This window comes from Natrinema pallidum (assembly GCF_005890195.1).
Lineage (GTDB): Archaea > Halobacteriota > Halobacteria > Halobacteriales > Natrialbaceae > Natrinema > Natrinema pallidum.
This window is the reverse complement of the sequence record NZ_CP040637.1, coordinates 46284-69239: the sequence shown is the minus strand read 5'-3', so window position 1 is coordinate 69239 and position 22956 is coordinate 46284. Positions and strand designations below refer to the sequence as shown.

Annotated in this window: 24 protein-coding genes and 2 pseudogenes; 11 read left to right on the top strand and 15 right to left on the bottom strand. The window is 65.0% G+C overall.

Annotated features, from left to right (window positions below):
- Positions 1-202 precede the first annotated feature (202 nt).
- Complete coding sequence (gene ileS / locus FGF80_RS00365; protein WP_138651523.1) at positions 203-3460, bottom strand: isoleucine--tRNA ligase; 3258 nt, start codon at positions 3458-3460, stop codon at positions 203-205.
- A 196-nt stretch (positions 3461-3656) separates the two neighbouring features.
- Positions 3657-3887: a hypothetical protein gene (locus FGF80_RS00360; RefSeq protein WP_006185080.1), complete on the bottom strand. Its 231-nt coding sequence runs from the start codon at positions 3885-3887 to the stop codon at positions 3657-3659.
- Between the two features lie 115 nt (positions 3888-4002).
- On the opposite strand from FGF80_RS00360, the pseudogene FGF80_RS19445 reads away from it, so the two are divergent.
- The 4 genes and pseudogenes from FGF80_RS19445 to FGF80_RS00340 all read left to right on the top strand — a co-directional run bounded on the left by FGF80_RS19445 (position 4003) and on the right by FGF80_RS00340 (position 6749).
- A pseudogene (locus tag FGF80_RS19445) lies at positions 4003-4715 on the top strand (uracil-DNA glycosylase family protein).
- A gap of 641 nt (positions 4716-5356) precedes the next feature.
- Complete coding sequence (locus tag FGF80_RS00350) at positions 5357-5752, top strand: hypothetical protein (protein ID WP_138651521.1); 396 nt, start codon at positions 5357-5359, stop codon at positions 5750-5752.
- 124 nt (positions 5753-5876) lie between these two features.
- On the top strand, positions 5877-6296 hold the full coding sequence (locus FGF80_RS00345) for an HIT family protein (RefSeq protein WP_006185077.1): 420 nt from the start codon (positions 5877-5879) through the stop codon (positions 6294-6296).
- A gap of 225 nt (positions 6297-6521) precedes the next feature.
- Positions 6522-6749 carry a hypothetical protein gene (locus FGF80_RS00340; RefSeq protein ID WP_006185076.1) on the top strand — a complete coding sequence of 76 codons (228 nt, stop codon included), beginning with the start codon at positions 6522-6524 and terminating at the stop codon, positions 6747-6749.
- A gap of 179 nt (positions 6750-6928) precedes the next feature.
- Here the strand turns inward: FGF80_RS00340 and FGF80_RS00335 are convergent, their stop codons facing one another.
- On the bottom strand, positions 6929-7954 hold the full coding sequence (locus FGF80_RS00335) for an A24 family peptidase C-terminal domain-containing protein (RefSeq protein WP_138651519.1): 1026 nt from the start codon (positions 7952-7954) through the stop codon (positions 6929-6931).
- A gap of 177 nt (positions 7955-8131) precedes the next feature.
- Here FGF80_RS00335 and FGF80_RS00330 point away from each other — a divergent pair, with 177 nt between their 5' ends.
- Complete coding sequence (locus FGF80_RS00330) at positions 8132-8626, top strand: HPP family protein (protein WP_138651517.1); 495 nt, start codon at positions 8132-8134, stop codon at positions 8624-8626.
- On the opposite strand, the pseudogene FGF80_RS00325 reads toward FGF80_RS00330, so the two are convergent.
- The 6 genes and pseudogenes from FGF80_RS00325 to FGF80_RS00300 form a co-directional block, all read right to left on the bottom strand.
- A pseudogene (locus FGF80_RS00325) lies at positions 8623-9073 on the bottom strand (arsenate-mycothiol transferase ArsC). The gene FGF80_RS00330 and the pseudogene FGF80_RS00325 sit on opposite strands and share 4 nt — an antisense overlap.
- A gap of 583 nt (positions 9074-9656) precedes the next feature.
- Complete coding sequence (gene fer / locus FGF80_RS00320; RefSeq protein WP_006185072.1) at positions 9657-10046, bottom strand: ferredoxin Fer; 390 nt, start codon at positions 10044-10046, stop codon at positions 9657-9659.
- A 285-nt stretch (positions 10047-10331) separates the two neighbouring features.
- Positions 10332-11513 carry an inorganic phosphate transporter gene (locus FGF80_RS00315; protein WP_006185071.1) on the bottom strand — a complete coding sequence of 394 codons (1182 nt, stop codon included), beginning with the start codon at positions 11511-11513 and terminating at the stop codon, positions 10332-10334.
- 128 nt (positions 11514-11641) lie between these two features.
- A complete protein-coding gene (locus FGF80_RS00310) occupies positions 11642-12067 on the bottom strand; it encodes a universal stress protein (RefSeq protein ID WP_006185070.1) in 426 nt (141 codons plus the stop codon).
- Between the two features lie 207 nt (positions 12068-12274).
- Positions 12275-13453: an inorganic phosphate transporter gene (locus tag FGF80_RS00305; protein ID WP_138651515.1), complete on the bottom strand. Its 1179-nt coding sequence runs from the start codon at positions 13451-13453 to the stop codon at positions 12275-12277.
- A gap of 103 nt (positions 13454-13556) precedes the next feature.
- Positions 13557-13934, bottom strand: coding sequence for a hypothetical protein (locus FGF80_RS00300; protein ID WP_006185068.1), 378 nt, complete (start codon positions 13932-13934; stop codon positions 13557-13559).
- A gap of 255 nt (positions 13935-14189) precedes the next feature.
- Here FGF80_RS00300 and hisA point away from each other — a divergent pair, with 255 nt between their 5' ends.
- A complete protein-coding gene (gene hisA / locus FGF80_RS00295) occupies positions 14190-14942 on the top strand; it encodes a 1-(5-phosphoribosyl)-5-[(5-phosphoribosylamino)methylideneamino]imidazole-4-carboxamide isomerase (protein ID WP_138655412.1) in 753 nt (250 codons plus the stop codon).
- A 207-nt stretch (positions 14943-15149) separates the two neighbouring features.
- Here hisA and FGF80_RS00290 read toward each other — a convergent pair whose 3' ends face one another.
- Complete coding sequence (locus FGF80_RS00290; RefSeq protein WP_006185066.1) at positions 15150-15416, bottom strand: hypothetical protein; 267 nt, start codon at positions 15414-15416, stop codon at positions 15150-15152.
- Between the two features lie 275 nt (positions 15417-15691).
- Between FGF80_RS00290 and hisB the strand changes: the two genes are divergently transcribed.
- On the top strand, positions 15692-16279 hold the full coding sequence (hisB, locus tag FGF80_RS00285) for an imidazoleglycerol-phosphate dehydratase HisB (protein ID WP_006185065.1): 588 nt from the start codon (positions 15692-15694) through the stop codon (positions 16277-16279).
- Positions 16280-16327: 48 nt separating this feature from the next.
- Here the strand turns inward: hisB and FGF80_RS00280 are convergent, their stop codons facing one another.
- Complete coding sequence (locus FGF80_RS00280) at positions 16328-17122, bottom strand: prolipoprotein diacylglyceryl transferase (protein ID WP_006185064.1); 795 nt, start codon at positions 17120-17122, stop codon at positions 16328-16330.
- Positions 17123-17262: 140 nt separating this feature from the next.
- Between FGF80_RS00280 and FGF80_RS00275 the strand changes: the two genes are divergently transcribed.
- Complete coding sequence (locus FGF80_RS00275; RefSeq protein WP_006185063.1) at positions 17263-17766, top strand: amino acid-binding ACT domain protein; 504 nt, start codon at positions 17263-17265, stop codon at positions 17764-17766.
- A gap of 7 nt (positions 17767-17773) precedes the next feature.
- Here FGF80_RS00275 and FGF80_RS00270 read toward each other — a convergent pair whose 3' ends face one another.
- Complete coding sequence (locus FGF80_RS00270) at positions 17774-18181, bottom strand: DUF7522 family protein (RefSeq protein WP_006185062.1); 408 nt, start codon at positions 18179-18181, stop codon at positions 17774-17776.
- 196 nt (positions 18182-18377) lie between these two features.
- On the opposite strand from FGF80_RS00270, the gene FGF80_RS00265 reads away from it, so the two are divergent.
- Complete coding sequence (locus FGF80_RS00265; protein WP_138651513.1) at positions 18378-18995, top strand: IMPACT family protein; 618 nt, start codon at positions 18378-18380, stop codon at positions 18993-18995.
- 52 nt (positions 18996-19047) lie between these two features.
- Here FGF80_RS00265 and FGF80_RS00260 read toward each other — a convergent pair whose 3' ends face one another.
- Positions 19048-19905, bottom strand: coding sequence for a hypothetical protein (locus FGF80_RS00260; RefSeq protein ID WP_138651511.1), 858 nt, complete (start codon positions 19903-19905; stop codon positions 19048-19050).
- A 42-nt stretch (positions 19906-19947) separates the two neighbouring features.
- Positions 19948-20136 carry a hypothetical protein gene (locus FGF80_RS00255; RefSeq protein WP_238705318.1) on the bottom strand — a complete coding sequence of 63 codons (189 nt, stop codon included), beginning with the start codon at positions 20134-20136 and terminating at the stop codon, positions 19948-19950.
- Between the two features lie 76 nt (positions 20137-20212).
- Between FGF80_RS00255 and FGF80_RS00250 the strand changes: the two genes are divergently transcribed.
- Both FGF80_RS00250 and FGF80_RS00245 read left to right on the top strand, forming a co-directional pair.
- Positions 20213-22306, top strand: coding sequence for a S9 family peptidase (locus FGF80_RS00250; RefSeq protein ID WP_138651509.1), 2094 nt, complete (start codon positions 20213-20215; stop codon positions 22304-22306).
- Between the two features lie 132 nt (positions 22307-22438).
- On the top strand, positions 22439-22645 hold the full coding sequence (locus FGF80_RS00245; RefSeq protein ID WP_006185057.1) for a YgaP family membrane protein: 207 nt from the start codon (positions 22439-22441) through the stop codon (positions 22643-22645).
- Here FGF80_RS00245 and FGF80_RS00240 read toward each other — a convergent pair.
- On the bottom strand, positions 22599-22880 hold the full coding sequence (locus FGF80_RS00240; protein WP_006185056.1) for a cupin domain-containing protein: 282 nt from the start codon (positions 22878-22880) through the stop codon (positions 22599-22601). The two genes, FGF80_RS00245 and FGF80_RS00240, sit on opposite strands and share 47 nt — an antisense overlap.
- Positions 22881-22956 lie beyond the last annotated feature (76 nt).

Here is a 22956-nt window from a genome sequence, read left to right as displayed (position 1 = left end):
GGGACCGGTTACGCACAACTCCGGCCAGAAAACAACCGCCTCACCGCTCACGGTCACTCCGTTCCCCGCTCAGGTTCGAGGGGTGCGCATCCGCTGCAGCTCTCGCGACGTTCGGGGGACGCGATAATACCAACTGCAACGATCGACACACTGATCGCACAGCCGTCGCGTGAACGGGTGTGCGGTGACGGACAGCGGCTCTCTAGTCCGATGCTTCCGCCGCCGCCAGCGGCTCGATCGCGATCTCCATCGACACGTCCTCGACATCCCACTCCTTCCGGTGGCCGTCCTCGACGGGCCGGCGTTCGTCGGCACGAACCTCCTCGCGGATCAGACTCTCCCGTTCGTCGACGAGATCGGCGATCCGATCGTCGTCGATCGCGAACTCGAGTGCGATTCGCTCTTCGACATCGAGTTCGAGGTCCTTGCGCATCTCCTGGACGCGGCGGATGACCTCGCGGGCGTAGCCCTCGCTCTCGATGTCGTCGGTCAGCGAGGCGTCGACGTAGGCCACGCCCCGGTCGTCGCCGTCGGTACTAAACGCGGTGCCGGCGACGCTGTCCGGCGTCTGGGTCACGAAGGAAACCATTTCGTCGGTGATCTCCTGTCGCGCTCGCGGCTCATCGCCGCTCGCGTCTTCCGCGGAGCGTGGCTCCGCGCTCTCCTCGAGGACGTCCGAAACGGCGTCCTCGATCGCGTCGAGGCTCGGCTCGTCGATGCGGGCCTCGTTGAGCGCGGTCATGACCTGGCCGGCGCGGTCGCCGAACGCCGGACCGAGTTCGCTCATGTCGGCCTCGGCGCTGTACTGCAGCTCCTCCCAGCGGTCGTCCGGCGAGACGAGTTCGATCTCGCGGGCGTTGAGCCGGTCCTCGAGCAGTTCGGTGTGGCGGGAAACGGCGTCGACGACCCGCTGATCGTCGGCGGCCACGACGACGCGCGGAACGGGCCAGCGAAGCTTGCGGCCGGCCTGCTGACGGGCGTTCGCGCCGGCCTCCTCGATCGCGCGCAGGAGCGCGACGTCTGTCTCGAGTTGCTCGTCCTCCCAGTACTCGTCGACGGCGGGCCAGTCCTCCATGTGGACGGTATCGAACCCGTCGTCGCCGGTGAGCGTGCCGTAGATCTGCTCGCTGATGAACGGCGCGTACGGTGCAAGCAGGGCGACGCTCTCCCGGAGGACCCGATAGATCGTCGCATAGGCGGCCGTCTTCGAGCCGCTGTCCTCCTCGGCCCACATGCGCTCGCGGACCGCCTGCACGTAGAACCGCGAGACGTCCTCGACGACGAACTCGATCAGCGCCTCGAGCGCCCGATCCTGCCGGCGGTCCTCGAAGGCCGCGGTCATCTCGGCCTTCGTGGACTGCAAGCGGGCGAGGACCCACTCGTCGATCAGTTCGAGGTCCGCGTCGACCTCCTCGAGCGTCGTCGCCGTGGGGTCGAACTCGTCCAACCGCATGTACGGCAGCGGGAACCGGAAGACGTTCCAGAGCGTCCGGAGGTGGTTCTCCATCGTCTGCATCCCGTCCCAGTCGAAGCGCATGTCCTCGCCCTGCGGGTTGTTCGAGAGGAGGAACATGCGCATCACGTCCCGGCCGTGGCGATCGATCGCCTCGTGGGGGTCGATCAGGATGTCCTTGGACTTGCTCATCGCGCGGCCGTCGGGCATGAGCGCGTGGCCGTGCATCAGAACCTCCTGATACGGGCTCTCGCCGAGCGCCGCGGTCCCCATCCCCAACTGGGACCAGAACCAGCCCCGCGTCTGGTCGTGAGCCTCGAGGATGAAGTCGGCGGGCCAGAGGTCGTCGAACCGGCTGTCGTCCGAGGGGTAGTTCAGGGTGCCCCACGACGCGACCGAGGAGTCGAGCCAGACGTCGAACACGTCCGGAACGCGCGTGTAGGTGGTCCCGTCTTCGGTGATCGTCAGATCGTCGACCGTGTCCTTGTGGAGGTCGACGGCGTCCGGGTCGATGTCCTGATCGACGCGGTCCGCGAGTTCCTCGCGGTCGCTGATGACGAGCCGCTCTTCGTCGTCGTCCCGGTCTTCGGGCGTCCAGATCGGGAGCGGAATGCCCCAGTAGCGCTGCCGGGAGACGTTCCAGTCGGGTGCCTCCTCGACGAAATCACGGAAGCGGTTGTCCCGCGCCCACTCGGGGTGCCACTCGCTGTCTTCGATGTTCGCGAGGAGGTCGTCTTTGACGTCGGTGATCGTGATGAACCACTGGTCGGTGACGATCTGGAGGATACCCGTGTCACAGCGCCAGCAGTGACCGTAACTGTGCTGGACCGTCCCCGAGGCGAGCAACGCGCCGTTGTCCTCGAGGTCGGCCGTGATCTCCGGATCGGCGTCTTTGACGAACTGGCCCGCGTACTTGCCGGCCTCTTCGGTGTAGACGCCGTCGCCGCCGACCGGACAGAAGATCGGGAACCCGAGTTCGCGGCCGCGCTCGAAGTCCACTTCACCGTGGCCGGGCGCGGAGTGGACGAGTCCGGTGCCGTCGCCGTCGGTATCGACGTAGTCGGCCGCGTAGACCTCGAACGTCCCCTCGGCGTCGACGTGATCGGGCACCTCCTCGGCGAGCGGGTGCTCGTAGGACCAGCCGATCAGGTCCTCGCCGGAGTGTTCCGCGACGACCTCGTAGTCATCGTAGCGGCCCTCGCGCAGGACCGTCTCGTGTTTCGCTTCGGCGACGTACAGCAGTTCCTCCTCGCCGTCCCTCTCGGCCCGGACGCCGACGTAGTCACCGTCCTCGTCGACGGCGACGAAGGTGTTCGCCGGGACCGTCCACGGGGTCGTCGTCCAGACGACGAGTTGCCCGTCCCGCTCCTCGAGATCGAATTTGACGTAGATCGAGGGGTCCTCGACGTCCTCGTACTCGACCTCGTTGTTCGCGATCGCGGTCTCACACCGGGGACACTGCGAGATCGAGCGGTGGCCCTTCTCGACGAGTCCGCGGTCGGCCGCCTTCGAGAACCCCCACCAGGCAGCTTCCATGTACTCGGGTTCGACCGTCCGGTAGGGGTCGTCCCAGTCCATCCAGACGCCGAAGTCCTGGAAGTCCTCCTGAAGCCCCTCGAGTTGCTCGTCGGCGTAGTCCTTGCACTCCTGGATGAAGTTCTCCTCGCCGAACTCCTCGATGTCCTGTTTGTTTTCGAACCCCAGCCGTTCCTCGACACGGGTTTCGATCGGGAGCCCGTGCATGTCGTAGCCCGGCCGATCGGTGACGTCGTACCCCTGCATTCGCAAAAAGCGGAGGTAAACGTCCTTCAGCGATTTGTTCCATGTCGTCCCCATGTGCGCCGACCCCGACGTGTACGGCGGACCGTCGACGAAGAAGAAGGACTCGCCGTCCGATCGGTGCTCGACCGTCTGCTCGTAGGCATCGACGTCGTCCCAGTACTCGAAGACCCGCTGCTCGAGTTCGTGTGGGTCGTACTGGTCGTCGACCTCGCCGAACCTGCTCATACCCCACCTAATCGCCTCCGACAGTAAAGAGGAATCGATATTGCGGGTCACCGCATGGTTGCCACCGGTCGCTGGTAAGGGCTATCGGAACCGCTGACAGCCGAGCGCACCCGTCGCACGACGGCTGTGCGTTCGGTGTGCGAACGGTACGGCGAGCATCTATAAGAGTTCGAAAACCGAGCCAGTCCTGCGGCGCTCAGACGTACTGCGAGAGTACCTTCTGGTAGCCCAGTCCGTACGCGCCGGCATAGAGCATAACGCCGCCGAGCGCGGCCAGCCACAGCGCGATCATCGCCTCGCCGGACCCGTAGTGCTGGACGCTCGCCTGTTCGACGAGGACGCCGCCGACCGTCAACACGCCCCCGATGAGGGCGTAGAGGACCAATTGGAGTGATTCCGCGAGTAGTTCCGGGCCGATCGATGTCATTAGCACACCGTTAGCCGCCCGTCCAACGTAAACTTGTCCCCTCGAATGTGACAAGATAGCGTTGTTCACATGTTCGGATCGACCGGGCTAAACCGCTGGAAGCGTATCTCCGACCGTGCCCGCGTCAGCTCCCGATACCGACCCCGACTCCGCAGGCACCGACGACCCAACCTATCCGACCAGTCGCAACGTCCTCGAGCCCGGATGTACCCGTTGCTCAGTCCTCGCCGACTCCCGGGAGTGCATTTCGTGGGGAACCGGCGACCTCGACGCCAGCATCGTGGTCGTCGGCGAGGCACCCGGCCGCGGCACCCCCGACGCCGATCGCTGGCGGGGCGGGAACTGGACCGGCAAGGCCTACACCTCGCGCCACTCCGGGCGGCGCATTCGTCGGCTGGTCGCCGACATCGGCTACGGTGACGACGCCTACTACACGAACGCGGTGAAATGCGTTCCAGTGGATCCGACCGACCCGACGAGCAATCGCGAACCCACTCCCGAAGAGCGAACGAACTGCCGGCCCCATCTGCTGACCGAACTCGAGACCGTCGATCCTGAGACAAGCGATTTGCTCTATACAAAGCTTAAACCAGTGAGAACAAACGTCTTCGCTCACACATTCTTCGCTGAACTACGTGAAAAACACGATGTCGATGACGCCGTGTTTCCCATCAATGGAGCAACACCGCTTCAAGACGCTTGCTCTCGACACAGCCTCGATTTCAGCAACGAACTATATCATTTTCGAACTGCTTTCGTAACACCAAAGCAGAAATTGCTGATGAGTGGTTGAGATCATTCGCCTTCGCATGGAATCGGCGTATCTGAACACTATCGAGGTGATGACCGTCATCTCCGACTACATCAAACACGAGTGCAAGGAACCGAAGGAAAACAGTGGTACACTGCTAACCTCAGCCTATGGTTGGGTAGCCAAGTCCACACTATATCATGATACCACGTCAGTAAGTGTCTGAGGTGACCGTGCGTACTCGAAGCATAACAAGCACAAGTGCGATAAGAGCATTGGTACCTATGACCTTCGGCGTAGTTCAGTCACCCGTATGCGGGGAAAATAGCTTTCGTGGGAGGTAATCAGTGGTCGAGTAAACGCAGCTCCTGATACCCTCCGGAAACACTACGACAGTTCCATGTTCGAGGAAGATGCACAACGCCGAGGGAAAGAGATAGCGAGTGAGTTGTAGAAGCAAGAAAGTACGAAGACTGAACGAAAGCAACCGTTGCAAAACTACCGCAGACACGCTTAGGCGTTCATTCGATGTCGCCGCACTGAAGGGAGACATGAACGACAGTACGTTGCAGGAGGCGCTCGATCATGTAAACTGGAAACGGTAGAGATACACATTGATTTATCCGAAGGGTGGAATTCAGTAGGTCAGTGTTGCAAAAACAACCGTAAAAGAAGTAAGTGGGAAAGACATATTATGCATGAGGATATATTGGAGTATATGGGGTTCAAGAAGTTTACCAAGAAAGGTGGTAAAGCAGGTGGCAAATCCGGAGTTGGACCTCGTGTTTCGCTTCGCAAAAGCGGCACAGTAGGAATTAATCATGCGGCTGTCTCGGAATATTTCGAGGAAAAGGACTACGTTGAGCTGTTCAACGACGCTGTGAACCAGAAAGTTGGCCTCCATCCGAGAGTCGATGAGACGGATGCATCGTATAAGGTTCGAAAAAGTGACCGAGAAGGGCACGGTGGACAAGTCAACTGTAGAGCGTTCTTAAATGAATACGACATCGTACCAGAGAAGACAACAAGATACAAAGCGACATGGGATGACGAACAAGAACTCATTGTAATTGACCTCACAAGCCCGGACCACGTATACGACAGCAGTAGTTGATACGACAGCGATATCAAACGATACAATAGTGGCACATCGCGGACGCCGCCAACTGTCCGATCGAAACCGATCCCCGATCGACTCGTCGGTAACCTTCATACGCCGAGCCGACACATACCCGCGTATGAGTACGATCTTCAGCCAGATCGTGGAGGGAGAGATCCCGGCGCGAATCGTGTACGAAGACGAGACGACCGTCGCGTTCCTCGACGCCAACCCGCTGGCTCCGGGCCACACGCTGGTGATCCCGAGAGACGAGTACGAGCGGCTGAACGACGTGCCGGACGACGTCGCCGCAGCCCTCTACGACACGGTTCACCGCATGGTCCCCGCCGTCGAGGAGAGCGTCGACGCCGACGCGACGACCGTCGCGTTCAACAACGGCGAGGCGGCAGGGCAGGAGGTCCCCCACGTCCACTGTCACATCGTCCCCCGCTTCGAGGGCGACGGCGGCGGCCCCATTCACGCCATCACGGGCGATCGCCCCGACCTCGCCGACGACGAACTCGACGACATCGCCGCGGACATCGAGTCTCGAGCCTGACCCGGGCGTGGGAGTCGCCGCTCCGTGTCGGCGCGACGCGAACAGCATCCAAACCGTGACGGCGTCCGCGTCCGTCCGCCTCGAGCGCCAGCCCACGCGGCCGGCCGAGAGGGCGTGCTCGAGCGACCGGCAGCGACGCGTCGCGAAGACGATGCTGTCGGCGACGGCTGCCGTCGGCGGTCCCAGTGCCGTGACGTTTTTGCCGTCCCCGTGTGTGGCTCGGGTATGGCCCTCGCCGGCATCGTCGCCCAGTTGCGTGCCCATCCCGTCGCCGTGGCTCTCGAACTCGGCAGCGTCCTCGTTTGCTGTCTGTTGTTCGCCGGGACCTTCGTCCTCCTCGCGATGGGCGCGCCGACCGGCAGGGGCGACCCGTGGCTGGCGCTGATCGGCGTCGGCGTCGCCTTCGTGCTCTTCTGGACGGTGCTCGTCCCGCTGTACGAGCGGACGCTGTAAGCGGCTACAGTAACACGTTACGACCACCTCGGGCGGGTGCTCCTCGCGGGCACTCGAGGAGGCGACCCCGGCCGGAGTACCCGCGTCGTGCCGTCCACCGCCCGTTCGTGCGGGCGACGTGAAACGCCGTTCGGCGCTCGCTACCGCGTCGGGAAAGCGAAGCGCGTCGCCATCTCCCGTCAGAACACCGTTCCGAGCAGGAGATCGCCGTACACCAGCGCGATCAGCAGTCCGACGAAGATCGGGACGAGAAACGGCGTCCCGGGCGAAATCCAGACCGTCTCCGCGGTCGCGAGCACCTCGAGCCCGTCGCGGAGCGTCTCGGGCGTCGTCCCGTAGGCCGAGCCGTCGATATCGTCCAAGAACGCCGCGGCACCCCAGGGGTCGTCGGACGCCGAAGGCATCTCGGACTCCCGTTCGAGCCCCGCGTCGTCGGCGGCCGACTCGAGCGTGCCGCCGTCCCCGCAAACGGGTCCATCCGCGGTCACCGCGCCGTCGGTCGGCGGGTTCGGCTCGGCTGGCAGCGTCGCCGGGTTCCGGTACCGATCGGGTCGGTCGCGAAGCTCAGCCAGCGAGAGCCCCCGCCAGCGGAGGTACATCCGCAGCGCGTCGAGATCGAGCCCGCCCTGAGAGAGTCCCGCAGGCGTCTCGAGCAGGCGACCGTGAGTCTCCGGCACCCGATCCCACGCGACCGGCCAGCCGACGATCATGACCGGTGCGATCCGTCCCGCGGCGGCGTTGCGAACGGCGAGGACGAGCGGCAACACGACGCCGACCAAGACGGCGTTGGTGAGGATGGTAAACGAGAACGCACCGATCGACGTGGTCGGCTCGAGCGGGAGCGTCCACGAGCCGAGCGCGTACTCGGGAAACGTCGGGAAGAGGACGGCGAGGACGAGCAGGGCCTTGGCGTCGGCCCCGCCGAAGCCGCCGAACCACCAGAACAGGTAGGCGATGGGGACGACCAGTCCGAGACTGATCGCCGTCGGAATCAGGAACGAGTCGGTCCAGGCGGTCCCGCCGGCGTGCCAGGCCAGCCAGCCGTCCCAGAGCAACAGCGCGGTCCCCAGCAAGGAGAGGGGTATCCAGACGGTGCTCGAGACCCGGCGGGTCTCGATGTCGCGGTACGCGGTCCAGGCGAAGACGGGGACGGCGACGAGTCGAAGGAGGTCCGGACCCGTCGCGACGGCACCAGCGAGCGTCACGACCGTTCCTCCGAAGCGCGGTCCCCTTACGTTTTCGGCCTCCCGGGCGGACGGTCGCGACGTGACCGCGGAACGAAACGACGAGCGGTATCGACCACGGGCCACCGGTAATGCGCCGGTTCCGCGAAAAGCGTCGGAACAAACGGTATATCCGTCGGTACTGACAAGGGGCCGCCCATGAGAGAGGGCGCGGCGGTTTCGACCCTGTACGTCGGCGTGCTGCTTTCGGTTCCGGGCCTGCTGGCCTGGCTGACCGGCCAGGCGTTTATTTTCCCGAGTCTGGGACCCACCGCCTTCCTGTTAGCGACGGTTCGGGAAGGGAACGTGACCGCGCCGCGGCGCGTGATCGGCGGTCACGTCATCGGCGTCATGGCGGGGCTGGTCGCGTATCACACGATCGCGCCCGGGGTCGGTGTGAGCATGACCACGGCCGCGCCGCTGCTCGCGACCGCACAGTTCCGCGTCGTCGCCAGCGGCGTGGTCGCCGTCGTCCTCACGACGGGCGGGATGCTCGCGACCGAGACGGTCCACCCGCCCGCCTGCGCGACGACGCTGATCGTCTCCCTGGGGCTCCTCCCGTCGCTCGCCGACGGCGCGCTCATCGTGGTCGCCGTCGTCGTCCTCGTCGCCGTGCACGAACTCGTCCTGCACGGGCCAGCGGTCAGTGGCTAACTCCCGGAGACGTCGCTGAACTCATCGAAAAGCGCGGCGACTCGGGCCTCGATTCCGTCGCGGATCTCACGGACTGCCTCGAGATCGCGACCGTCCGGGTCCTCGAGCGCCCAGTCGCGAACGTCGACGGCTGTCCACGTCGCCGAGTTCGAGCGTCGAACAGCCCATCGTCGCGACGGTGTCACACGAGCGGAGGTCGTCGGGCGTGATCTCCCTGGGTGTTCGGTCGGTGAGATCGACGCCGACTTCGTCCATGACGGCGATCACCGCCTCGTGAACGCCGTCGGCGGGACGGGTGCCGCCGGTCAGGATTTCGATGCGGTCCGCGAGGCCGCGGCGGTCGCGTTCGCGTTCGGCGAACGCGGTGGCCATCTGAGAGCGGCCGGCGTTCTGGACGCACACGAAGGCGAGACGGATCGAATCGTCGGTAGTGTCTGTGGTGGACATGATCGTGGAATTCGGTGGGGGGTAGTCGTCGGCAGGTGATGCAGCAGTCGGCTCGAGGCGACCGGTTTCGAACCCCGTCCGGTCGAACCGCCGCTGGAAGGACAGCGCGACGTGAACCAGCGCGAGCAAGACGGGGAAGACGCAAAGTTCCTCGTCCTCGAGGTACCGCCGTAACCGCTCCGTTGCTCGCGCTATCGATAGTCAGTTGAAAAAGTATTCAATTAATAGTTCCGGGTGGGAGATACATAGATCGCAACAGGACAGGTTAGCCCAACTGAAGTGGCTGTTGGTGCGTCATTCGCCACATGACAATTGAGAGGTAATTCAAGTAGTGGGGCGGGCGAGCGACGGAGACAGCACGTCCGCGAACGGGCCGCAGACCGATGCGGTGACGCGGCCCGCCCGCTACTCGTCTTCGAGCGACTGCTCCCGACCGGTCCGTACCGGCCGCGACGTGTAGAACCCGCGAATCGACCGTCGAGGCCGGCGCTGCTCGTGTGATGTGACGCTGCGGAAAGAGTGACAATGCGACCCCGGAAAACGGGGGGATCGATAACTGCGCGGCGAAGCACCGTCAGCCGGTTTAAATGACGCGGTTCTGCAGGTAGTCGAGGTGCTTGGCGTTGTAGACGATTTTGACCTCGTCAGTCTCGGCGGACCCGATGCAGGTCAGGCGGACGTTTTTCTCCTCGACCTCCTCGTCGGAGAGGATCTGCTGCATGTCCATGTCGATCTCGCCCTCGAAGACGATCGCGGCGCAGTTCGCACAGGCACCGGCGCGACACGAGAAGGGCCAGTCGTAGCCCTGTGCTTCGGCCGCCTCGAGGATGTATTCGCCCTCGGCGACATCGAGCGAGCCGTAGTCCTCCTCGTCGAGGCCAGCATCGGCGGCCTGCTCGAAGAGGTCGTCGTCGTCCATGTCCCAGCCCTGATCGTCCAGTACTTCGTAGTTGAGGTATTCTACCGTGGGCATCACTCTGCGATTCGAGTCCCGCACTGGTATAGCTTGCTGTTCAGTCCTAAATTGTCTTTGAGTCAGAATTGACCAATTCGGAGGAAACAATGCCATGGTTCGTTACAAGACCCGTGCTCGAACGGCAGAGGAAACAGAAATGTCCGAACGTATTCGCAGGACCGATGCGTTCGTTGCCGGGTCCGAAATCCGGAGGGACGCCCAGTGACACGCTCCCGGGTCGGGGGATCGGATCCGGTAACCGGATAACGGAAACGGCCGGTCCGGTCGAGCACCGCCGTCGGGTCAGAACCCGAAAATCGGGATGAATCGGAACGTGAGATAGGCGCCGACCGTCGAGATCGCCGGCACGACGTTCTGCATGAGGATCACGCGAGCGGTCGTCGAGGGATCGAACAGGTCCGACGCCTTCGGGATGTCTTCGGGTTCCTCCTCGCCGATCTCGGGCGACTGTTCGCCCTCCTCCTCGGCGGTCAGCGCGCCGACCGAAACGCGGGTCTCCTCGCCGGCCCTGACGCCCGACAGCGTCGTCGTCCGGGTCGCACGGCCCCAGCCGAGACCGATAATACTCATCGTCGCCACCACGACGAAACTCGCGGGAATACCGATGATCGACAGCGAAATCACGATCGCCGATGCGACGACTGCGACGACGATCGCCGCCGTCAGCGGGAGGTTCGTGATGTCGTTGCCGAGCGTATCGAGCGTTCGGCGAGCGATGGTGAAGCAACCGACCGTGACCGCCGCCGAACCGATGAGGATGAGCGGGACCATGTCGACGTCACCGGTCCCGTAGATCGGGGCGATGGCGTTCGCGATGTTACTCGTCCCCGAGGAAAACGCCATCAGACACCCGATTCCGACGACGGCGAACGCACCGGTGATTTCCCGTTGCGTCGCGTTCTCCCCGAACCGGAACCGGGGGACGAACCCCGAGGAATCGATCGTAATCATCTCTCTGCCGCCATCGTTCCCCTCGATCGCGATCCAGGCGTTGATCCGCGGGTAGAAGTATCGGCCGACGACCCCCGCGACCCAGAAGCCGATGATCGGCGCGACGATCCACCAGACGACGATCTCGCCCATCACCGCCCAGTCGAGTTCGCCCGTCGCGAGTCCGAGCGCGGCGATCGCTCCAACCGCTGTCATCGATGTCGACGCGGGGACGCCGGCGTAGTTCCCGATGAACAGCGCGCCGCCGATGAAGAAGAGCACGGCGACGTTCGACTGCGTGGTAAAGATGCTGGGGTCCTGCACCAGTTCTCCGCCGAGCGTCTCGACGACCTGCGGGCCGATGGTGATCGCCCCGAGGAAGAAGAAGACCGACATCAAGCCCGCCGCCATCAGTTTCGTGATCACGTTGGCTCCGACCGCCGGCCCGAACGCGGGTCCGGTGGTCGAACCGCCAATGTTGAATCCGACGAAGATAGCGACGAGAATCCCTACGATAAGCAGTACTTCTGTCACGGCAGATAACTCGTACGTCCGATCGTAAAAACGCGCCCATTTGCAGTTCCCGTTGTCGAATCGAAGACACACGTGGCGGCTTGAGACGTGCGTCGGTCCGGTCTTCACGACAACGGCGGCCCACCAACCTACCGGACGACCACCACCGGAACCGGGGAACTCCGGAACACCTTTTCCGCGACGTTGCCGACGAAGATACGATTCGCAATGGACCCACTGTGGGTACCGATGACGACCGTCTCGTAGTCACCCGCCCGGTTGATAATCGCACGAGCGGGATGGCCGAATTCGATCGCGGTCTCGAGGTCCACGTCGCCGCTGGCGTCCGCGACGATTTCGCGTGCGCGATCGAACACCGCATTCGCGTGTTCCTCCGCGGCGTCCTCGAGATCGTCGGCGAGTGCAATCCCCGTCGCGTGTCCCCACATCTGGGACGGTTCGCCGACGACGTGTAAGACGGTTATCTCGGCGTCCGGATAGACCTCAAGGGCGTACTCGAGGGCGCGGTCGCTCATTTCCGAGTCCTCCATCGGAACCAAGACGCGTGAAACCATACGCCCCGTTCCACACCGGGAGGAATAAACACGCAGGGACGGCACGGCCCCGGGTCGGACCGGCGGCCGAGCGGGTGCGGGACACAGTCTGCGGCTCTACGGGCGGAGCAGGCCGAGTGCCTCGGGGCGTGCTCCCGAGGAGGTTCACCGAGCGCGAGACGAGAGTGGGCCGAGTGTACAGTGTGTCGAACTGAGAGCCCCCTCGAATCAGAGTCCGAAGATCGGAACGAACCGGAACGTGGCGTACGCTCCGCCTGTCGCGATGACCGGGACGATGTTCTGCATGAGGACTACGCGGGCCGTCGTCGCCGGATCGAAGAGGTCGGACGCGCTGGGGATCCGTTCCGGGTCCTCGTCGCCGATCGGCGGCAGCGTTTCGCCCTCCTCGTCGGCGGTCAAGGCGTCGACCGAGAGCGGGGCCGACTCCTCGCCCCGGACGGCGTCGGCCACCGTTATCGGGCGCGTCGCCCGCCCCCAGCCGAGACCGATGATACACATCGTCGCGATGATCACGAAACTCGCGGGAATGCCGATCGCGGAGAGAAAGATAACGAGCGAGGCGCTCACCGTCGCGGTGACGATCGCCGCCGTCAACGGCAACTCCGTGAGATCGTTCCCCATCGTCTCGAGGGTGCGCCGTGCGATCGTGACCGTGCCGATCCCGACCGCGGCACAGCCGATGACGATCGCGGGGTTCATCGCAAGTTGGCCGCTGCCGACGAGCGGGGCGACCGCGTTCGCGATGTTCGAGGTGCCGGAGGAAAAGGCCATCAGACAGCCGATGACGATTACCATCGCCACGCCCCCCAGCTCGCGCCAGTTCGTGGTGTCGGTCGGAACCGGAACCGGGACCCGACGGGACCGATCGAGCCGGTAGAGGGGCCCCTCACTGCGCACCATCGCGAGCCGTCGATTGAGAGCCGAGTAGAAGTAGCGGCCGATGATCAGCGAGACCCAGAACCCGATAAACGGGGAGACGACCCACCAGATAGCGATCTCACCCATGACTGCCACGTTGAGTTCGCCGGCGGCGAGCCCGAGCCCCGCGATCGAGCCGACGGCCGTCATCGACGTCGATGCGGGGACGCCGAAGAAGTTGCCGATGAACAACGCAGCGCCGATAAAGAAGAGGACGCCGATACTCGCCTCGAGCGTGAAGACGCCGGGATCCCGGACGAGTTCGCGGCCGAGGGTATCGACGACGCGGCGACCGATCGTCCACGCCCCGACGAAGAAAAACACCGTCATCAGCACGCCGGCCGCGGTCTTCGAGATGGCATCGGCACCGACGGCCGGGCCGAACGCCGGTCCGGTCGTCGCACCGCCGACGTTGTATCCCACGAAAACGGCCACGAGAATGCCGACGAGAAGCAACACGGACACCATACTGAGAGATAGGTATCACGTCGATTCGGATATTCGTTATGCCGTCTCGTACGCAGAGAAGATCGACGGCCGTCGGACGCGGCTTTCGATCGGCGACGAGGGGCTATCGAGCGGCGTCGCCGGTCTCGTCCGGTTCGTCGGTGTCGACGACCGTCTCCTCGAGGAGATCCTCGATTTCGTCCTCGCGTGGCCGACGGTCGATGCGTTCGTCGACGGTTTCGATCCGTTGCTGGACCGTGTCGACTTGCTCGCCGATCGTCTGTTCGATGGCCTCTTCGACCGTCTCTTCCATCTCCGTCGTCATCCACTCCGGATCGAAGCGTGCCATCTTCCAGATGACGTGTAGTGCGTACGAGACGAGGACGCCTAACCCGAGCGCTAACCCGACTCGCGTTCCCTCGACGACGATCAAACCGACTGAGACGAAAATCAGACCGCCGTAGGCGAGATCGATAATCGCGTCGATATAGCGTGGCTTCATCGTTCGGCTGGCCCCGTCAGCGCAGTCGCGAGTTGATTTCGAACTCGATCCATACGGGATCACATCACGTACCGTCATTTCAGCACAACGTGTGAAATCACTTTGGGGATTCTGCATGGCGTCGTAGCCTTCGTTCGACTCGAGGAGGCCCGTGACGACCATCCCAATAACGCCGGTCAGCGCGGGGACAGTGTCGCAGCGATGGCAGTCGACGAAACCGTCGCCTTTACTCGCGCCGGCCTCGCGCACTCGAGTATGGGTACTGAGGCCAACGACGCAGACGGCGAGTTCGAGGTGATCCCCGCGGTCGACGTTCAGGACGGCGAGGTCGTCCAGCTCGTGCAGGGCGAACGCGGCACCGAAAAGACCTACGGCGAGCCGGTCGGGGCCGCCCGGCGGTGGATCGACGCCGGTGCGGAATCGCTGCACCTGGTCGATCTCGACGGGGCGTTCGAGGGCGAACGGGCGAACGCCGACGCCATCGACGCGGTGATCGACGCCGTCGACGTACCGACGCAACTGGGCGGTGGTATCCGCACCGTCGACGACGCCGTCGCCCTGCTCGAGCGGGGCGTCGATCGGGTCATCCTCGGGACGGCGGCGGTCGAGAACCCCGAGATCGTCGGCGAGATCAGCGAGCGCCATCCCGAGAGCGTCGTCGTCAGCCTCGACGCGAAAGACGGCGAGGTCGTCGTCGAGGGCTGGACCGAGGGCGCAGGTATCAGCCCCGTCGAAGCGGCCAAGCGGTACGAGGACCTCGGTGCCGCCGCGATCCTCTTTACGAACGTCGACGTAGAAGGGCGACTCGAGGGGGTCGCGACCGAACCCGTCCGCGAACTGGTCGAGGCGACCGATATCCCGGTGATCGCCAGCGGCGGCGTTGCGACCCTCGCGGACGTACGGACCCTCGCGGACGCCGGCGCGGCGGCAGTCGTCGTCGGGAGCGCGCTCTACGAGGGGAACTTCACGCTCGAGGAAGCGCAGGCGGCGGTCGACGCCAACGAGTAGCCGACGCGAGCGACGAAGGGAACCAATGCGGCAGACGACGAACCGTCTCCCAGTGGCTGACGCGGACGAGCACTCTGACCACGTCCGAATGGCCGCGGTGTTCGCCTCCTGCCGGCGATGCTCTTCGTCGGCCCGTTCATCGCCGTCCTCGGACGTGGTCGTGCTCTTCGTGCTTCCCGACGGTGACTCGAGGGGCGACCGGCGGGCTTAGCTGTTGTAGCCGTGACCGACGTAGAGAGCGAAAACGTTGGCGACCAACAGGAGGACGAACGCGAGCGTGACGGCTGGATCGCCGAGTCCCTGTGCCAGGAGGGGGAGGTGCACGAAGGGCAGGGCGATAGCGATCCAGAACGACAGGAACTGAGCGGGGCCTTTGAGCGAGCGGACGAACCGATCGGCGTAGTCACGGCTCGGCTCCGCATCAGGGCTCGACGGGGCGATCGATTCGTTCGAAACGGGGGAGGGGTTGGACATCGAAACGGGTCACCTCTTCTCGAGTATGACATTCAGCTACCGGAGTATATAATCGGCCGAAGATTGGCGTCGTTTCGGACCGTTTCACTCCCGCTAAGGAGTGGCAAACGACGTTTTGAAACCCGACATGCGGCCAGGAGACATTTTATAACTCGGTTTGAGCCGATATTCGCGAATCGGGACGGACACGGGAATCGGAGTCGATCGACCCGGTCGACGGTCCGTCGACTACGGCGAGCGGAACCGCCTTGTATCGGGGGCGGCATGACTCTCCCATGAGCGAGCGAACGGCGACTGTCACCCGTGCGACGGCCGAGACGACGATCGAGTGTACGCTCGAGATAGACGGCAGCGGGACGGCCACGGTCGAGACCGGTATCGGCTTCTTCGATCACATGCTAGCGTCGTTCGCCAAGCACGGCCTGTTCGACCTCGAGATCGACTGTGACGGCGACCTCGAGATCGACGACCACCACACGGTCGAGGACGTCGCGATCGTGCTCGGCGAGGCCATCGACGACGCACTGGGTGACCGGGCGGGGATCGTCCGCTACGCCGACCGGCGGGTTCCGCTCGACGAGGCCGTCGCGGAGGCGGTCGTCGACGTCAGCGGGCGACCGCGATTCTACTTCGACGGCAGCTTTTCGCAGGCACGGATCGGTGGATTCACCAGCGACATGGCCCGCCACTTCGCCGAATCGCTGGCGATGCACGCCGGGTTGACACTCCACCTCGAGGTCGACGGCGAGAACGCCCACCACGAGGTCGAAGCCCTGTTCAAAGTGCTCGCCCGGAGCCTCGACGACGCGACGCGACGCGACGAGCGACGGGAGGGGACGCCGAGCACGAAGGGGACGCTGTAGCCGTTTGTTGCGCGGACGCGAGAACCGAACTGGGTTACGGCTGTCAGCTTACGAGCGCCGAAGTGTGCCCCGTTCGTCGACGAACTCGTCCTCGGCGATGGCATAGTCGACGATCGCCGCTGCTTCGTGGGGCTCGAGGTCGTAGGCCCCCACCGCTAACTCCTCGACGGCGCTGCGGTCCATTGGAAACTCGCGGTTGCGAAGGAGACGAAGGACCTTGCTGTAAGCCGTTGGCGGACCGGTCGGTGCGTCGGTCGTGGCGGCTTCGTCGGACAGCGACTCGTCGTCCGACGACCCGTCGGTCGAATCGGCCGCGGCCGCCGTCCCTGTCTCGGTCTCGTCCGACTCGGTCGAGCCGTCCCGGGCCGCCCGCTCGGTGCGCTCGAAGGTGATCCCGTCTTCGAGGACCGGCTCCGCGGGCGCGTCCGACTGCGATCCCGATTCGGGGTCGGAAGCAGGGTCACGGTCGGCTTCAGCCCCAGTGTCGTCTCGAGGGCTCGTCCGCTCGTCGTGCTCCGCCGACGCGTCCGAGACGGTCGCGTTCGGGCTTGTGGTCCGCCGTCGCTTCTCCGTCGATCGGCCGGCGCTGGCGACGACATCCTCGGAGCCGTCGGACGCGTCGGTCGGGCTTCCGTCCCGATCGCGATCCGCGGCGTCGGTTTCGCGCTCGGCACCGGCCCGGGAGAGCAGCGGTTCGAGCAGCGTCTCGAGTCGAACCTTGCAGTCACGGCAGGGAACGACGCGGCGCTGTTCGGCCTCGGTCGGCTCGAGTTCGGGGGGCACGATCTCGAACGCGCCGATCGCCTCGGCACCACAGAAGTCACAGCTCCGGAGTTCGCGCATAGTGTCGGCCTGCACGGGAACGGTGAAAAATCATCCGTCAGACGACGTGCCGGGCGGCCACCCGCGAGCGGGTCGCCGCCGACGCCGGCCGAGACCGATCACCGGACATTATACCGGCGCGGCCGTACACTCGGCAACGAATGTTCGACGAGATCATGGAGAAGTTCGAGGGATCGCCGAGCCAGCAAGCGGTGATCCGACTGCTGCTCGAGCGCGGGTTCTCGGTCAACGACGACGGCCGGGTCGTCTCCGGCGGCATCGAGATTCCGAACACGGGAATCGCCCGCGAGATCGGCGTCGACCGGCGAGTCGTCGACTCGACGACCGATGTCATTCTCGAGGACCCCGAGCTACGGCGGATTTTCCAGAACATCTCGCAGGTACCGAGCCTGATGGACCTGGCACCGGTCCTGGACCTGACCGTCCTCTCCGTCGAGGTGACCAACGCCGAACAGGAGGGGATCGTTGCCGACGTCACCGGCACGCTGGCCGACCACGACATCTCGATCCGCCAGACGATCAGCGAGGACCCCGAGTTCACCGACGAACCGCGGCTCTACCTGATCACCGACGAGGAGCTATCGGGCGAGGTCATCACCGCGATCCGGGACCTCTCGTTCGTCCGGAAGATCGAGATTCAGTGACCGACAGTCAGTCGTCGTCCCCGACGGCGACGGTGTCCGCGAAGTCGTCGAGGATCGACTCGAGTGCGCTGGTGAGTTCCTCGAACCGTTCCATCGACAGATCGTCGGTCGTCACCCAGACGCCGTGTGGCCCGCGAATGACCCGGGACAAGTAACCGTTCTCGAACATCCGGATCGTCGCCTGGTACTCGCCGAGTTGCGTGTTCCGGTAGGCCGACTGCGAGCGAAAGCCCAGCCGCTCGTGTTCGGCGAAACCGATCAGGTCCGCGGTCTGTTCCAGGTCCGAACGGAGGTACAACTGCTCGATGTCGTCCGCGGTAAAGTACGTGATGCTGCGCAGTTCGTCACCCACCGTCGTCCGACAGCTACTGTAGATTTCGTCCGCGAGTTCGGCGTCGATGGTCTCGCCGTTCATGTGTCCACACAGCGCATGGAGGACCAATAGCGTACGGGTCCCAGCGAAACGTTCCCACGATTCGGCCCCGTTCGCCGAGGCGAAACGGGCGGGACCGACGGTCTCTTTTCGTGGCCCAACGTAGCACCGCTATGACCCGCTTCGAGACGCCGTCTCCGCGTCGGTACGTCCGCCGACGAGACGAGGGAGGGCGGCCGTGAGCCGGGCGTATCGAACCGTTCCGGAACCGGCCACCGCCGAGTTCGTCGTCCAGGGCTCGGAGTTCATCGGGCACGTCCGGCCCGTCGAATCCGTCGACGCGGCCGAAACGTTCGTCGACGCCGTTCGCGAGGAGTACGCCGACGCAACTCACAACGTGCCCGCCTATCGCGTCCGAGCCGGCGACGGGGAGACGGACGGCCACTTCCTCCGGGAGTACTCGAGCGACGACGGCGAGCCCTCCGGCTCGGCCGGCAAACCGGCGCTGAACGTCCTCGCACAGCAGGACCTCGAGAACTGTGCGGTCGTCGTGACGCGCTACTACGGCGGGACGAACCTCGGCGTCGGCGGCCTCGTTCGGGCCTACTCCCGCGCCGTGAAAGAGGCAGTCGAAGCGGCCGGCATCGTCGAGGAGCGGCCACACGAACGGGTCGTGATCACCGTCGCATACGACGATTCCGGAACCGTGCGCTCGATCCTGGAGAGCGAGGGTTACGAGTTCGAGGCCGACTACGAGGCCACGGTCAGCTTCGACGTGCGCGTCCCGCGCGCGGAGGGCGAGGCGTTCCGGGATCGCATTCGAAGCGCAACGAGCGGCCGCGCCGACCTCGAGTGATGGATTGACGCGGGAGACGTCGGGCGGCCGCCACGAGGCGTCAATCGGCGGGTCAGTTCGGAAGCCGTCGTTCGATTTCCTCGTGCGCTGCCTCGAGCGCCGCGAGTTCGTCGCGGTCGAATCGCACGTCGAACAGGCTACGGTCCAAGACGAGGTCGTCCGCTCGGAGTCTGACGTGGTCGACATCGTCCCACAGGACGATCAATCGGGTGTACGGTCGTTGCTTGACCAGTCCGGTTTCGTGAACGCGGATTTCGGGCGTTGCCCCCATCGACCCGATCCGCCATCGATCCTCGGCGAGGCCGCTACAGAGCCAGAGTAGCGCCAGACCGGCCCACACGATCGATTGCAGCCAGTCGCCGCGATACGCGTTGGCAGCGCCGAGCAGCAGCCACATGGCGAACACGACGGCGTCCAGCGTGGGACTGCTCGGCGGCTCCCACTGCCACGTGGCGACTGGCGCGTCACTCGTAACGGCGTCCACGTACCGGGTCTGTGCCATCCACGTGACGAGACCGCCCGTGAGAGCGACGACAACCATCGACACGAGCGCGACGAACGCCAACCGCGACTCGAGCGGCCCGACCAGTGATGCGGCGACCGCCAGTCCGAACGGGACGGCCGGGAGGAGGAGCGCCGCTCGTCGGCGTCGGGTTCGACCGAGACGGACGGCCAGCCCGGGGCTGTGTCCCGCGAAGGCGACGCCAGCGAGACACCCGCCTCCCAGACCGGCGACGGCCGTGCCGGTCACCGCAGTCGAAGCCATCGCCGGGCGACGCAGAACGGCCATCGCCGTCACGAGTCCCGCGACGAGAACGCCGATGTAGCCGCCGAACGCGAGTCGAAAGGCACGGTCCGGGGGAGGAACATCGTCGGGCACACGCGAGCGAGCCGCATCCCGGTTGGTCATAGCCGACCTTCGACCGGTCGTGTTAAAATAGTAATGAGAGAGTTACGCGTCGGCCGGAGCCGGCGCGGCGGACCCGAACTCGGACCCGGACGAGCGGGTGGCGTTCCGGTACGACAGCGAGACGAAAATCGCCAGTCCGAGCGTCCGGAGCGGGAGCGTTACGGAGAGGCCGGTGAGGCCGACGGACAGCCCGACCAGCGAGAGGACGGCCTCGAGGACGAGGAGTGGCATTTCGGGGACCATCAGGAGGATCCACTGCCTCGGAACGGGGGGCGAAATATATAACCGATCGAATGCGACAACAAATATGAACAAAATCGAGGCGACAGACTACCACGGCATCGTGGGCGTCGAGGACCCCCGACTCTCGCCGGACGGCGAGCGCGTCGCGTTCGTTCAGCGGCGTCCCGAGGACGAGGAATCGTACACGGGGACGATTCACGTCGTTCCGATCGGCGGCGGCGAACCGACGCAGTTCACCGTCAGCAACGGCGTCGACAGCGAGCCCCGGTGGAGTCCCGACGGCGAGTACCTCGCGTTCGCCAGCACCCGCGGCGAGGGAGACGATCGCGAGCAGCTCTGGATCGTCCCGACAGGCGGAGGTGAGGCTCGACGTGTCACGTCGGTCGTCGGCGGCGTCACCGACCTCGCGTGGAGTCCGGACGGCTCCCGACTGCTCTTCACCCAGCAGGTCACCGCGGCCGATCGAGAGATGGGACGCGATCGGGCGGTCGACTCCGAGTACGAGCGCGGCGAGCCGGACCCGCGAGTGATCGACCGCATGATCTACCGCGCGGATATGGCGTACGTCGATGGCCGGCGCAATCACGTCTACGTCCTCGAGGTCGAGACGGCGCTCTCGAATACCCCGGAGCCCGACGGCGACGCGGTCACGCGAGTCACCGACGACGGGGAGCCGACCGACGCGGACGTCGACTACGTCGCCCCAGCGTGGGGTGACGACGAGACGATCTACTACGCCGCCAAGACCGGGGAAGCGGCCGACGACTCGCTAGAATACGAGCTGTACGAGCACGACCTCGAGTCGGATGCGGTCGACGCGTTCACGGAGACGACCGGCTGGATCGATTCGATCGACGCCACCACGGACGGCAGGGTCGCGTTCGAGTACACGCCGGAAGAGCAGGCCTCGATGCGCCAGACGGAACTTCGCATCCACGACCGCGAGAGTGGAACGGAAACCACCCCAACGGAGCCGCTGGATCGAACCGTCGGTCATCAGTGTGAGTTCCAGTGGGGACCTGACGGCGACGCGCTCTACTTCAGCACGCCGGACAGGGGATCGCGCGTCGTCTGGACGGTGCCCGGTGATGCGAGCGAGGAGCCGACGGCGATCTACGGCGACGGCGTTACCGTCGAGTCGTTCGACGTCGGTCGGAACGCGATCACCTACGTCCAGAGCGAGTGGGACCACCCCGGTGACGTCTTCGTGACGACACGGGATGGCAGCGAGACGACCCGGCTGACCCGGGTCAACGACGAGTATCTTGCGGATCGAGCCGTCTCCCAGCCGGAAGCAGTTTGGTTCGAGAGCGACGGCGCTGCTGGCCAGCTACAGGGGTGGCTCCTCACCCCGCCCGACTTCGATTCCGACGAACTCTATCCGCTCGTCGTCGAGATCCACGGCGGCCCACACACCCACTGGACGACGGCCGGCACGATGTGGCACGAGTTCCAGACGCTCGCAGCGCGGGGGTACGTCGTCTTCTGGTGTAACCCGCGAGGGTCGACAGGCTACGGCGAGGCCCGGGCGACAGCGATCGAACGCGACTGGGGAGCGGTCACGCTGACCGACGTCCTCGCCGGCGTCGACGCGGTCTGCGAACGCGAGTTCGTCGATGCCGACGACGCGTTCGTCACCGGCGGCAGCTTCGGCGGGTTCATGACCGCCTGGACGGTCGGCCACACCGACCGCTTCCGCGCGGCCGTCTCCCAACGGGGCGTCTACGACCTCACCGGATTCTACGGCTCGACGGACGCCTTCAAACTCCTCGAGGGCGATTTCGGGACGACGCCCTGGGAGGAGCCCCAGTTCCTCTGGGAGCAGTCACCCGTCGCTGCCGTCCCAGACGTCGACACACCGACGCTCGTGGTGCACTCGGACCGCGACTACCGCACGCCGGCGAACACCGCCGAGCTGTTCTACCACGGGCTGAAGAAACACCGTGTCGACACTCGGCTCGTCCGCTACCCCCGCGAGGGCCACGAACTCTCCCGCTCCGGCGAGCCAGCACACGTCGTCGACCGCCTCGAGCGCATTGCTCGCTGGTTCGACGGCTACTCGGCCCACCACGAGACACCGCCAGCACTCGAGCGCGACCGCGACGCGGGCCTCTCCGCGCAGTCGGACGAAGCGGACGAGGACGACACGGCGGCGTGACGCGAGGAGCGCTCGAACGCCCGCTTCGTCCGGATCCGACCGAGACGAATTCCGCCGACGGGAACGGGGTTCGACTGGAAACGTGGGGGGAGAAGGAGCAGCTATACGTACGCTCCCGTTCGTCGGTTCGACATGGACAGAAACGTCGGCGGGGCCGACCGCATCGGGCGGGTCGTCCTCGCAGCGATACTGCTCTCGCTGGGCTACCGACACCGGAAGCACACGCTCGGCACGCTGGCGTTCATCGCCGGAAGCGATCTCCTCGCAACGGCGGTCATCCAGCGGTGTCCGGTCAACGCCGTGCTGGGAATCGATACCGTCGAGACGGACGCGTCGTAGCGGTGCGACCGACCGCTCCCTCGGCGTCGCCGGGGTTGTACGCTCGGTGTAGCGAGTCCGGCTGGACCGCGAACATCGAGTCCTCGGAGACGACGAATCCTCTCCCCGGTGTCTCGACGTGAAGCGTTCCCGAGAGGACGAGAAACACCTCCTCCTGCGTTTCGTGGCCGTAGGAGGCCAGCGGCAGCTGTTCGCCCGGCTCCGTGTCGAACCGATTGATCGCGAGGTTGTTCAACCCCGCCGCCTCGCTCAGTCGGCGGAGGCCGCGCAGGGTCGTTCGGCGACTCGCTCGAGGTCGTCGAGATCGACGA